Origin of the sequence: Agromyces mangrovi, assembly GCF_030296695.1 — a bacterium.
GTDB lineage: Bacteria > Actinomycetota > Actinomycetes > Actinomycetales > Microbacteriaceae > Agromyces > Agromyces mangrovi.
In genome coordinates, this window is record NZ_AP027737.1 from 1,179,897 (window position 1) to 1,192,236 (window position 12,340).

At 74.1% G+C, this 12,340-nt stretch carries 10 protein-coding genes and 2 pseudogenes; 10 read left to right on the forward strand and 2 right to left on the reverse strand.

What is annotated here, in order from left to right; all coding sequences use genetic code 11:
* The first annotated feature begins 75 nt into the window (after positions 1-75).
* A complete protein-coding gene (locus QUE38_RS05585) occupies positions 76-3,654 on the forward strand; it encodes a TM0106 family RecB-like putative nuclease (protein WP_286310617.1) in 3,579 nt (1,192 codons plus the stop codon).
* Positions 3,655-3,697: 43 nt separating this feature from the next.
* Positions 3,698-3,937: a glutaredoxin family protein gene (locus QUE38_RS05590; RefSeq protein ID WP_286311664.1), complete on the forward strand. Its 240-nt coding sequence runs from the start codon at positions 3,698-3,700 to the stop codon at positions 3,935-3,937.
* Positions 3,938-3,958: 21 nt separating this feature from the next.
* Here the strand turns inward: QUE38_RS05590 and QUE38_RS05595 are convergent, their stop codons facing one another.
* The gene (locus QUE38_RS05595; RefSeq protein WP_286310618.1) at positions 3,959-4,954 is read right to left on the reverse strand and encodes an LLM class F420-dependent oxidoreductase; all 996 of its coding nucleotides are present in this window, start codon (positions 4,952-4,954) and stop codon (positions 3,959-3,961) included.
* Positions 4,955-5,055: 101 nt separating this feature from the next.
* On the opposite strand from QUE38_RS05595, the gene QUE38_RS05600 reads away from it, so the two are divergent.
* The 3 genes and pseudogenes from QUE38_RS05600 to QUE38_RS05610 all read left to right on the forward strand — a co-directional run bounded on the left by QUE38_RS05600 (position 5,056) and on the right by QUE38_RS05610 (position 7,263).
* Positions 5,056-5,454, forward strand: a complete 399-nt coding sequence (locus QUE38_RS05600; protein ID WP_286310619.1) for a hypothetical protein — start codon at positions 5,056-5,058, stop codon at positions 5,452-5,454.
* An 82-nt stretch (positions 5,455-5,536) separates the two neighbouring features.
* Positions 5,537-6,591, forward strand: a pseudogene (locus QUE38_RS05605) (LLM class flavin-dependent oxidoreductase).
* 201 nt (positions 6,592-6,792) lie between these two features.
* Positions 6,793-7,263 carry a hypothetical protein gene (locus tag QUE38_RS05610; protein ID WP_286310620.1) on the forward strand — a complete coding sequence of 157 codons (471 nt, stop codon included), beginning with the start codon at positions 6,793-6,795 and terminating at the stop codon, positions 7,261-7,263.
* 72 nt (positions 7,264-7,335) lie between these two features.
* Here the strand turns inward: QUE38_RS05610 and QUE38_RS05615 are convergent, their stop codons facing one another.
* Positions 7,336-7,749: a transferase gene (locus QUE38_RS05615; protein WP_286310621.1), complete on the reverse strand. Its 414-nt coding sequence runs from the start codon at positions 7,747-7,749 to the stop codon at positions 7,336-7,338.
* A gap of 206 nt (positions 7,750-7,955) precedes the next feature.
* Between QUE38_RS05615 and QUE38_RS17455 the strand changes: the two are divergent.
* From QUE38_RS17455 to QUE38_RS05635, 5 genes and pseudogenes are all read left to right on the forward strand, one after another.
* Positions 7,956-8,186, forward strand: a pseudogene (locus QUE38_RS17455) (ATP-binding cassette domain-containing protein); the annotation flags it as partial.
* A gap of 95 nt (positions 8,187-8,281) precedes the next feature.
* Positions 8,282-9,775, forward strand: a complete 1,494-nt coding sequence (locus QUE38_RS05620; protein ID WP_350227573.1) for an ABC transporter ATP-binding protein — start codon at positions 8,282-8,284, stop codon at positions 9,773-9,775.
* A 205-nt stretch (positions 9,776-9,980) separates the two neighbouring features.
* A complete protein-coding gene (locus QUE38_RS05625) occupies positions 9,981-10,739 on the forward strand; it encodes an energy-coupling factor transporter transmembrane component T family protein (RefSeq protein ID WP_286310622.1) in 759 nt (252 codons plus the stop codon).
* A 36-nt stretch (positions 10,740-10,775) separates the two neighbouring features.
* The gene (locus QUE38_RS05630; RefSeq protein ID WP_286310623.1) at positions 10,776-11,678 is read left to right on the forward strand and encodes a siderophore-interacting protein; all 903 of its coding nucleotides are present in this window, start codon (positions 10,776-10,778) and stop codon (positions 11,676-11,678) included.
* A gap of 47 nt (positions 11,679-11,725) precedes the next feature.
* Positions 11,726-12,322: an ECF transporter S component gene (locus QUE38_RS05635; protein ID WP_286310624.1), complete on the forward strand. Its 597-nt coding sequence runs from the start codon at positions 11,726-11,728 to the stop codon at positions 12,320-12,322.
* The last annotated feature ends 18 nt before the right edge of the window (positions 12,323-12,340 follow it).

The window sequence follows — 12,340 nt, forward strand, 5'->3', positions numbered from 1 at the left end:
ACCGAACCGCGGTGTCGCCCGTCGCCGCTACCGTGAGGGTGTCGGGCCGCCCGAGCCCGGCGGGCGAGGAGCGGCATGTTCGTACGAGACGGCCGGGTCGTCACGAGCGCCAGCGACCTCAAGAAGGCGTCGGAGTGCGAGTTCGCGTTCCTGCGCGCGCTCGACGCGAAGCTCGGTCGCTGCGAACCCGTGCCCGACCCCGAGGACGCCATGCTCGAGCGTTCGGCGCGCCTCGGCGACCTGCACGAGGAGGAGCGGCTCGCCGCGTACGTCGCGGAGTTCGGCGACGGCGTCGCGCAGATCGCCCGACCCGACACGCGGAACGCCGACGAGGTGCAGGCGGCGGTCGATGCCACGAACGCCGCGTTCGCCCGCGGCGCCGACGTGGTCTTCCAGGCGACCTTCGCGACCGACGAGTTCATCGGATTCGCCGACTTCATCGTGCGCGACGCCGACGGCCGCTACCTCGTGCAGGACACCAAGCTCGCCCGCCGCGCCAAGGTGACCGCACTGCTGCAGCTCGCCGCGTACGCCGAGCAGCTCGACCGCATCGGCGTGCCGCGTGCCGACACCGCCGAGCTGCTGCTCGGCGACGGCACCGTCTCGAGCCACCGCATCGACGACCTCATGCCCGCCTACCGGCTGCGTCTCGCGCGCCTGCGCCAGGTGATCGACGAGCGCCTCGCCGACACCGAGCCGGTCGCGTGGGGCGACGAGCGCTACGCGATCGACGGACGCTGCCCCACCTGCGACCTCGAGGTGCAGGCGCACCGCGACGTGCTGCTCGTCGCGGGCATGCGCGTCGGCCAGCGGGCGCGGCTCGCGGCGGCGGGCATCCGCACCATCGACGAGCTGGCGGCGTCGCACGGCGACGTCGAGGGCATCGGCCCCTCGGTGCTCGAGGGGCTGCGCGCGCAGGCGCGGCTGCAGCTCGAGGCCGAGGCGGATGCCGGTGAGCCGGCGCCCAGCAGCACGGACGCGGGCTCCGAGGCATCCGTGCCCGACGCCGGCCCAGAGGCATCCGCCGCCCCGCCCCCGCCCCCGCCGTTCCACGTGCGCGACGCCGCCGCGCTCGCGGCCATTCCCGAGCCCGACCGGGGCGACCTCTTCTTCGACTTCGAGGGCGACCCGCTCTACTCCGAGGGCGGCGGGCCGTGGTGGGGCATCGACTACCTGTTCGGCATGGTTGACACGGGCGAGCAGTTCACGCCCATCTGGGCGCACACGTTCGCCGAGGAGCGCCGGGCGCTCGAGCAGTTCCTCGCGTTCGTCGCCGAGCGCCGGCGCCGCCACCCGGGCCTGCACATCTACCACTACGCGAGCTACGAGCGCACGCACCTGCTCGGCATGGCCGCGCGCCACGGCGTCGGCGAGGCGGCGGTCGACCAGCTGCTGCGCGAGGGCGTGTTCGTCGACCTGTACCCCGTCGTGAAGCGCGGGGTGCGCGTCGGCAGCCGCTCGTACTCGATCAAGAAACTCGAGCCGCTGTACATGGGCGACGAGCTGCGCGAGGCCGAGGTGAAGTCGGGCGGCGACTCGATCCTCGAGTACGTGCGGGCGCGCGACCTGCTCGCCGCGGGCGAGGCCGAGGCCGCGCAGGTCGTGCTCGACGACCTCGCCGACTACAACCGCTACGACTGCGTCTCGACACTGCGACTGCGCGACTGGCTGCTCGAGCGCGCACGCGAGGAGGGCGTCGCGCCGGCTCCCCTGCCCGACGCGACCGAGGCCACCGTCGAGTCGTCGCCGCTCGCGGCCGAGCTGCTGGCCCGCGCCGGCGACCCGCTCGCGCCAGGCCGCGACCCCGAGCGCACCGCCCTCGCGCTGGCCGCTGCGGCGATCGACTACCACGAGCGCGAGCAGAAGAGCTTCTGGTGGGCGCACTTCTTCCGCCTCGAGCAGCCGATCGAGGAGTGGGAGGACACGCGCGACGTGCTCGTGGTCGAGCCGGCCGGCTCGGTGGTGCTGCGCGACTGGTTCATGGAGGACGACTCGCGCCAGCGCAAGCCCCGCCGCCACGTGCTGCTGCGCGGGCGCATCGCGCCGGGCAGCCGGTTCTCCACCGGCGCGAAGCCGTTCGCGCTCTACGAGCCGCCGGGTCCGTTCGGCCTGCCCGGCCCCCGGCCCACCACGCGCGTGCCGCTCGCGGTGGGCGTGCTGGAGGTGCGCGACGACGGCGTCGTCATCGAGGAGATCCTCCGCGACGACACCGAGCCGTGGCGCGAGCTGCCGACCGCACTCGCGCCGAGCCCGCCGCCGAACGCGGGCGCGCAGAAGGGCGCCATCGCCGAGTGGGCCCGCGACCTCGTGCGCACCCTGCCCGACTGGCCACGCAACCCGGCTGCGGACGTGCTGCGCCGAGTGCCGCCGCGCACGCGGAGCGGCGCGCTGCCCGCGAGCGCCGACCCGGTGGCATCCGTCACCGACGCCCTGCTCGACCTCGACGACTCGTACCTCGCCGTGCAGGGCCCGCCCGGCACGGGCAAGACCTACGTCGGCTCGCACGTCATCGCCCGCCTCGTCGCCGAGCACCGCTGGCGCATCGGCGTCGTCGCGCAGTCCCACGCGGTCGTCGAGCACCTGCTCGCGCGCATCGTCGACGCCGGGCTCGACGCCGACCTGGTCGCCAAGGCGCCGAAGGACCCGGATGCCCCGCCACCGCCCTTCACCGTGATCGCGAAGAACGGCGTGGGCGAGTACACGCGCGCACACGCGGCATCCGGCTACGTCGTCGGCGGCACCGCCTGGGACTTCGCCAACCTCGGCCGGTTCGATCGCCGCAGCCTCGACCTGCTCGTCATCGACGAGGCCGGCCAGTTCTCGCTCGCGTCGACCATCGCGGTCGGCGTGGCCGCGCGCAACCTGCTGCTGCTCGGCGACCCGCAGCAGCTGCCGCAGGTGAGCCAGGGCATCCACCCCGAGCCCGTCGACGGGTCGGCGCTCGGCTGGGTGGCCGACGGGCACGACGTGCTGCCGCCCGAGTTCGGCGTCTTCCTCGCCGAGAGCCGGCGGATGCACCCCGCCGTCGCCGCGCCCGTGTCGGTGCTGTCGTACGAGGGGGCGCTGCGCTCGCACGCCTCGGCCGGGTCGCGTGCGATCGAGGGCATCGAGCCCGGGCTGCATCCGGTGCCCCTCGAGCACCACGGCAACGCCACCGAGTCGCCGGAGGAGGCCGCCGAGGTCGTGCGTCTCGTCGCCTCCCTGCTGGAGCGCGGCTTCACCGACGGCGCCGCCGGCGGCACCGCCGCCCGCCCGCTCGCGCAGTCCGACCTGATCGTCGTCACGCCGTACAACGCGCAGCTCGCGCTCGTGCGCGGTGCGCTCGACGCGGCCGGGTACCCCGACGTGCCGGTCGGCACGGTCGACAAGTTCCAGGGCCAGGAGGCGGCCGTGGCGATCGTGTCGCTCGCTGCCTCGAGCGCCGCCGAGGTGCCGCGCGGCATCGACTTCCTGCTGCTGAAGAACCGCCTGAACGTCGCCGTCTCGCGGGCGAAGGTCGCCGCGTACCTCGTCTACTCGCCGGGGCTGCTCGACTACCTGCCGTACACCCCCGACGGGCTCACGCAGCTCAGCGGCTTCATCCGCCTCGTCGGGCGCGAGCCCGCTGCTGTGGAAGCTGGGAATACCTCGCAGCTTGCCGACGTAGTCTCCTGATGTGACTTCCCCTGCACCACAGCTCACCCCTGCCCGCGTGACCATGTACGGCGCCGAATGGTGCGGCGACTGCCGCCGCTCGAAGGCGCTGCTCGACCGCCTCGACGTCGACTACGACTACGTCGACCTCGAGGAGGAGTTCGACGGCGCCGAGCGCGCCAAGGCGATCAGCGGCCGCACCAGCATCCCCGTCATCGTGTTCCCCGACGGCACGCACGTCGTCGAGCCGACCGACGCGGAGCTCGAGGCCAAGCTCGCGCTCGACGAGGCGCCCGCTGCGTAGCCGGCCCGACCCCGACCGGGGTCAGGCGAGCGCGGGGATGACCTCGCGCTCGAACAGCTCCAGCCCCGAGCGGTCGTACGCCGCCTCGGGGAAGTAGTGGATCGAGTACCCCAGGCCGCGATCGCGCATGTCCTGCAGGCGCTCGATCATCTGCTCGACCGTGCCGGTGCCGAACGCACCGTCGCCGCGGTACGCGGCCATGTATCGCTCGACCGCGTCGGCGGGCATCGCCGACGCCGCCCGCGCCTCGATCGCGGCGAGCCGCTCGGCGACCTCCGCTTCGGTCTCGCCGATGACCGTGTTGTAGTTCGTGCTGCGCACGATCTGGTCGAAGTCGGTGCCGACCGCCTCGGCGTGCCCGCGCAGCAGGTCGCTGCGCCGGCTGAAGTCGTCGGGCACGCCGTTGCCGAAGTTCGTGTACTGCGCGTAGCGCGCCGCGATGCGCAGCGTCACCTTCTCGCCGCCGCCCGCGATCCACAGCGGGATGCCGCCGTCCTGCAAGGGCTGCGGATGCACCAGGGCACCCGACACCCGGTAGTACTCGCCGTCGAGGCTGGCCTCGCCCGTCGCCCACGCCTGCCGCATGAGCTCGACGCCCTCGCGGAGCATCCGCAGCCGGTCGCGCACCGGCGGGAACCCGTACCCGTAGGCCTCCCACTCGTGCTCGTACCAGCCGGCGCCGATGCCCATCTCGACGCGGCCGCCCGACACGATGTCGACCGTCGCGGCGACCTTCGCGAGGTACATCGGGTTGCGGTAGCCCATGCAGGTGCACATCTGGCCCAGCCGCACCCGCTCGGTGACCGCGGCGAACGCCGACATGAGCGACCACGCCTCGTGCGTGGCCTCGGCGCTCGGCACGGGCACGGTGTGGAAGTGGTCGTAGACCCAGATCGACTCCCACGCGCCGCCGTCGGCGTAGGCGGCGAGGTCGCGCATCACCCGCCACTGCTCGGCCGGCTCGATGCCGACCAGGTCGTGCCGCCAGCCCTGAGGTACGAACATCCCGAATCGCATGGGTCGAGCCTACGCACGCCCGAGCCGCTCGGGCCCCGCCCCGGCAAGGTCGGGGGATGCACTGATGCGTTTCACCCGGAGCGGGCCATAGCGTCCCCTGCATGGTCGTCTTCCGGAAGCGCTGTACCTACGACGCAGCCGACTTCGCCGCGTCCGCCGTGTACACCGGGGAGCGCCGCCTCGTGCACGTGACAGGGTCGGGCGTGTGCCCGACCGACGGCTGGACGCTGGAACTCGTCGCCGAGCCGGGGCGATCGGAGGCGACCGGCTCCCTCGCGGTCGCACTCCGCGAGGTTCCCGCCGACCGCTCGCAGGTGCGCGTGCTCACCCGCGTGGGCGTCGACGACTGGTTCGAGTCGCCCCGCGCCTCCGAGGTGCTCGTGCACACGCCGGCCGGCGACCTGCGCATCCCGATCGCCGAGCCGCACCCCGACCGCCTCCGCCCCGCCGAGCTCGACCAGGAGCCCGTCTTCCAGCTCCTCTCCGAGCCCACCGCCTGAGCGACGTCCGCATCCAGGTCGCGACGCGCGACCGCCGCGCCACCCCGGAATACCCGCCTCCACCGCCGCGTTGGCCCGTGCGATGACCGCACCGCTGCACCTCTCCGCACTCGACCTCGTTCCGGTGCGCTCCGGCCAGACCTCCGCGCAGGCCGTCGCCGCCTCGATGCGGCTGGCGACGCTCGCCGACGGGCTCGGGTTCACCCGCTACTGGTTCGCCGAGCACCACAACATGCCGGCCGTCGCGTCGACGACGCCGCCGGTGCTCATCGCCGCCGCTGCGGCTCGTACCGAGCGCATCCGCGTCGGGTCGGGCGGGGTCATGCTGCCGAACCACTCGCCGCTCGTCGTCGCCGAGCAGTTCGCCGCGCTCGAGGCGCTCGCGCCCGGCCGCATCGACCTGGGCCTCGGCCGCGCGCCGGGCAGCGACGGCGTCATCACGCAGCTGCTGCGCATGTCGGGCACGACGAGCGACGTCGACCGGTTCGGCGACCACGTCGCCGACATCGCGGCGCTCGTGCAGCCGGACGGCGCGACGCTGCGCCTCACGAGCGGACGCGAGTACGCGGTGCACGCGACCCCCGGGCATCCGGCACCCCGACGATCTGGCTGCTGGGGTCGAGCGACTTCTCGGCGCGCCTCGCGGCCGAGCTCGGACTGCCCTACGTCTTCGCGTACCACTTCTCGGGCGAGGGCATCGAGCGCGCGCTCGAGCTCTACCGCACGGGCTACCGGCCGAGCGAGGCGCACCCCGAGCCGCGCACGTTCCTCACGCTGAACGCCTCGGTCGCCGAGACGCACGACGAGGCCCACGCCCGGGCGCTGCCGCAGCTGCGGGGCATGGCGCGCATCCAGACCGGCCGACCGCTGCAGGCGCTCGAGACGGTCGACGAGGCCACAGCCGCGACGCCCGACCAGGCGACGGCGCAGGTCGTCGCCGCGATGGAGCGCCGCTGGGTGATCGGCGCGGCAGCCGACGCCGCGGCCGAGGTGCGCCTGCTCGCCGAGCGGTACGGGGTCGACGAGGTGATGGTCTCGCCGGTCTCGGGCGCGTACGCGCACGAGGGGGCGGATGGCTCGCCGGGACGCGAGCGCACCCTCGAGCTGCTCGCCCGCGAGCTCCTCACGTCCGTGTGAGGCACTTTTCAGGAAACGCCTCCGGCCCGGTGGCGTGGCGTTGCGCCGGCCGGTCGGCCACGCAGCATCCGTGCGCCTCGGGCGCGGCCGACGCAGCATCGGGCCATCGGCGCCGCCCGGGTTCCTGAAAAGCGCCCGTAACCCGGGACGAAGGCTGGGCAAGTACGATCGAAGCCAGGCGAGCGAGGCAGGGGATCGCGGATGCGACGAGCACGAGGGAGCCGCCACCGGGTCGGCAGCCCGGTCACGGCCGTGCTGGGAGCGCTCGCGCTCGCCGCGGTGCTGACCGCGTGCGACCCGCACTCGGTCGCCGTTCGCACCTACGAGGGTCCGGTCGAGGACGGCATCGCGACGGCCGCGCCGTCGGACGCGCCGGCCGGCCAGTTCGAGCCGGGCGTCGCCTGGGTCGACGACGGCGACCGCATCGCGCTCACGATCCCCGGCAGCTCGTCGTGCCCGTACGTGCCCACCGACATCAGCGCACCCGACCCGTCGCACATCGAGATCGACGTCGTGCGCACCGGCGGCGAGACGTGCACCGCCGACCTCGGGCTCCGCACCCACGAGATCCCGACGCCGCGCGGCATCGCCAAGGGCGCGCCCGTGCAGGTGGAGGTCCCGGGCATCGGCGAGTTCGTGCTGCCGCCGATCGGGCCGAGCACGACCGACTGACCCCGGAACGACGACGAGGGCCCGGCGACCGCTCGGGTCTCCGGGCCCTCGATCAGGCTCGAGTCGCGACGCTCAGGCAGCCAGCCCGTGCGTGCGCGCCCACGACGTCGTGTCGATGTGCGTGCCGTCGGGCACCACCACGTCACGATCGACGCGGGCGCCGTTGGCGATCTTCACGTCGGCACCGACCTTCGCGTGCGCCCCGACGTCGACCCCGTGGCCGACGACGGTGCGCTTGCCGATGTGCACGTTCGTGCCGATGTTGACGCGTTCGCCCACGACCGCGTCGTAGTCGATCCAGCTTCCCGGACCGATCGACGCGTTCTTGAGCACCTTCGCGCCCGGGTCGACGTATGCAGTGGGATGCACGTACGCCGACGCATCCACCTTGGCACCGGCCGCCACGTAGCCGCGGCCATTGACGTGCTTGCGGTACCGCAGGGTGACGCCGTGGTCGTCTTCGAACTCGACATACGACTTGCCCATGGTGCCCTCCCTTCACCACGCGCGGGACAGGGGGTTCGCGCGTAGCACTGTTACAACACTGCGCGCGCAACGTGCATTCCCGCTGGGCGGAATCCGAATGACACCTGTGTACTTCGCTCTCCGCGGCGCGACCTCGCCATTGGGATCCGCGCCGCGTGAGGTTAGGCTGGCCTAAGCTGCATCCGCCCTCACCGCACCGCGAGCACATGACCCAGACGCCACTGCTGCACCTCGACCGCGTGTCCATCCGACACGACGGCGCGGCCCGTGCGACCCCCGACGGCGTCTCGTTCGACGTCGCCCCCGGCGAGGTCGTGCTCATCCTGGGGCCGAGCGGATGCGGCAAGTCGACGCTCGCCCTCGCGCTCGACGGGCTCATTCCGCACGCGGTGCCGGCGACGCTCGACGGCACGGTGCGCGTCGCCGGGCTCGACACCGCCGAGCATCCCGTGGGAGCGCTGAGCGCGCACGTCGCGATGGTGTTCCAGGATCCGGACGCGCAGGTCGTGACCGGCACCCTCCTCGACGAGGTGTGCTTCGGCCCCGAGAACCAGCTGCTGCCCCCGACGAGGTGCTCGCCCGCGGCGAGCGGGCGCTCCGTCGCGTCGGCCTCTGGGAGCGTCGCAGCGAGAACCCCGACCGGCTCTCGGGCGGCGGCCGCCAGCGCCTCGCCATCGCCTGCGCGCTGGCCATGGCGAGCCCCGCGCTCGTGCTCGACGAGCCGACCGCGAACCTCGACCCCGCAGGCATCGACGAGGTGTACGCGGTGCTGCGCGAGCTGGCGCGCGACGACCAGCACGCCATCGTGCTCGTCGAGCACAACCTCGACCAAGCCGTCGACCTCATCGACCGGGTCGTCGTGCTCGACGGCGACGGACACGTCGTCGTCGACGGCCCCGCGCGCGATGTGCTCGCCGGCAGGGCGCGCGAGCTGCTCGACCACGGCGTCTGGCTGCCCGTCTCGACGCTCGCCGCGATCCGCCTCGCCGACGCCGGCGTGCCGATCGACCCGCTCCCCCTCACGCCGACCGAGCTGGCCGCCGCCCTCGATGCGGTGCCGTCGTTGCCCGCTCCACTGACGGATGCCGCGCCGGTGCGCGCCTCGACGCGGAACCCGCGCCCGCAGGTGGCCGCCCGCGCCGCGGCATCCGACGGCCCCGCCATCCGCGCCCGCGGGCTCGACGTGCGGCGCGGCGGCAAGCGCGGCCCGGTCGTGGTGCACGACGTCACGCTCGACGTCGAGCGGGGCGAGTTCCTCGCGATCGTCGGCACCAACGGCGCGGGCAAGACCACGCTGCTGCAGGCGCTCGCGGGCGTGGTCGTGCCGCCGCCGGGCACGGTCGACGTGCTCGGCCTCGACCCGGCACGCACCGACGCGCGCACGCTCGCGCGCGTCATCGGCTTCGTCTTCCAGAACCCCGAGCACCAGTTCCTCGCCCACAGCGTCGCCGACGAGCTCGACCACGGCCTGCGCGTGCAGGGCGTGGCGGAGGAGGAGCGCGTCCCGCGGGTCGACGAGATGCTCGAGCGCTTCGGGCTGTCGGGGCATCGCGAGCAGCATCCGTTCCTGCTGTCGGGCGGGCAGAAGCGCCGGCTCTCGGTCGGCACCGCGCTCATCGCCGGGGCACCCGTGCTCGCGCTCGACGAGCCGACGTTCGGGCAGGACCGCGAGCGCGCCGCCGAGCTGCTCGGCATGCTCGCCGACCTGAACGCCGCCGGCACCACGGTCATCGTCGTCACGCACGACCTGCAGCTCGTCGCCGACTACGCCACCCGCGTCGCGGTCATGCGCGACGGGCGCATCCTCGGGCACGGGCCGACCGGCGCCGTGCTCGCTGGGCCGCTCATCGACGAGGCGGGGCTCCGCCACCCGCCGCTGGCGCGCGCGACGCGCGCCCTCGTGCGCCACCCCGAGTGGCACGGCGTGAGCCGCATCGCGCAGCTGCCCGTGGCCGCTCCCGGGCGGGCGAGCGGCGGGCGACCCGCCGGCCCCGAGGCATCCGATCGCATCGGAGCGACCCGATGAGCGCGACCTCGGCGAACCCGGCGGGCACCACCGCACCCGCCCCCGCCGCCGGCCACGACGACGGGCTCGGCACCGCGTCGGCCGGCCGCCGCGGCCGCGGCGAGGGCGTGCGCATCGACCCGTTCGCGCCGAAGCCCCCGCGCCGGCCTGGCGGTTCCTCCACCATCTCAACCCGCTCGCGAAGGTCGCCGCGCCGCTGCCCGTCATGCTGCTGCTCATCTTCACGCGCGGCATCGCGATTCCGCTCGCGTTCATCGTGCTCGTCGTGGCGCTGCTGCTCGTGGGCGCGCGTCTGAGCGGGCGGGTCACCGCCGCGATCGTGGTCGGGCTGCCGGTCGTGATCGCACTGATGGGCGTGAGCTTCGGCCTCTGGGTCGACGCGTCGCGCATCGACCAGGGCTCGCCCGCGGCATCCGTCGTGCTGCTCGAGATCGGCGACTGGCGCTTCACGCTGGCCGCCTACCTGGTCGGCCTCGCGACGTCGCTCCGCATCGCCGCGCTGCTCGCGCTCGCGCTGCTGTCGGGCCTCACCACGTCGGGCCCCGACCTCGTGCGCTCGATGGTGCAGCAGCTGCGCGTGCCCTACCGCATCGGCTACACGGCGCTGGCCGCGTTCCGGTTCGTGCCGCGGTTCGGCCATGAGCTCGAGGTGATCCGCCAGGCGCATCGGGTGCGGGGCACGGATGCCGGGCGCGGACCGGTCGCGGCCGTGCGACGCTCGATCGGCTACGCCGTGCCGCTGCTGGCGAGCGCCATCCGCCACGCCGAACGCGTCGCCCTCGCCATGGACGCCCGCGCCTTCGGTGCCCACACCACCCGCACCGAGCGCTACCTCGTGCCGTGGCGCGCCCGCGACACCGTGTTCGTGCTCGCGTTCTGGGCCGTCGCGATCGCCCTCTACTGGTGGGGCGTCTCGTCGGGCCTCGGCGCCCTCACGACCAGCCGCACCGAGATCACCGCCTGACCGCGGCCCGCCGCCGAAGTTCCCCGGAAGGACCACATGGCCGACACCCACAGCAAGCAGGTCAAGCCCGAGCGCACCGTGCCGCTGCGACTCGAGGTGCTGCGCCGCGCGCAGGTCAGCCCGCACATCGCGCGCGTCACGCTCGGCGGCGGCGAGATCGACCGGTTCACGCACCGCGGCCGCGACCAGTGGTTCCGGCTCTTCCTGCCGCCCGTCGACGGCGTCGGCATGAAGCTGCCCGACCGCGACGGCTGGGGCGGGTACTTCCAGCTGCGCACGACCGCGCGGTCGCTGCGGCCGACCATGCGCAACTACACCGTGCGCGGCTACCGGGCCGCGACCGCCGAGCGCGGCGCCGAGCTCGACGTCGACTTCGTGCTGCACGCCTCGCCCGAGACCGGCGAGGTCGAGGGCCTCGCCGCGACCTGGGCGACCCGGTGCACGCCCGGCGACGCGGTCGGCCTGCTCGACGAGGGCTATGGGTTCGATCCGGCGCCGGATGCCGCGTGGTTCCTGCTCGTCGCCGACGAGACCGGACTCCCCGCCGTTGCAGGCGCGTGCGCCGCGCTGCCGGCCGACGCCCGCGGGCTCGTGTTCGTCGAGCTGCCCGCGGCCGACGATGCGCAGGACTTCCCCGTGCCCGAGGGCGTCGAGGTGCACTGGCTGCCCCGCACCGACGGCGAGCGCATCGGCTCGCTCGCGTACGCCGCGGTCGTCGCGGCACGGATGCCCGGCGACACCGCCGACCCCGGCCACCCCGCACCCGTGCGGCACGCCTTCGCCGTGGGCGAGCAGGCGCTGGCCACCGGCATCCGCCGTCACCTCGTCGGCGAGCGCGGCTGGCCGAAGGAGTCGATCGACTTCTGCGGCTACTGGCGCCTGCCCAAGGACGCGCCGGCCATCGACGGACTCGAGGCGCCCGCGCGCCGGGCGGCGTAGCCCAGCGGCATCCGCTCGCATTCCCACCCCCACCCCAGGAGACCCCCATGCGATTCACGACCCGACTGCTCATGACCTGCGCCGCGATCGGCGCAGCCGGCGGGCTGCTGCTCATCCCGGTGAACAACGCCGCCGCGGCGCTCGCGAAGGTCGTGCCGCTCGCCTACGCCGCGGGCATCGGGCTGTACCTGCTGCCGTTCGTCATCGCCCTCGCGCTGCTGCGCCGCCCGGGCGTCGGCGTGCTCACCGCGCTCATCGCCGGGCTCGTGAACGTGCCCTTCACGCCGTACGGGTTCTCGGCGGTCGTCACGTGCCTCATGATCGGCGTCGCGCTCGAGATCCCGTTCCTGCTCAGCCTCTACCGCTACTGGAAGCCGTGGGTGTTCTACGTGGGCGCCGGGGCGTTCGCCGCGCTGTACTCGACCGTGTCGATGCGCAGCCTCGGCGTGATCGACTTCACGCCCGCCGCCCAGGTCGCGTTCGTCGCGCTGCTCGTGCTGAGCGCCGTCGCGGGCACCTGGCTCGGCCGGTTCCTCGCCGCGCGCCTCGAGCGCACGGGCGTGGTGCGCGGGCTCGCGCGGCCCGAGTCGGTGCGACAGGCCGCTGAGGCGCCCGAGTCGGCCTCCGCCGACGCGACCGCCTGAGCGCTGCCCTGGCGCAAT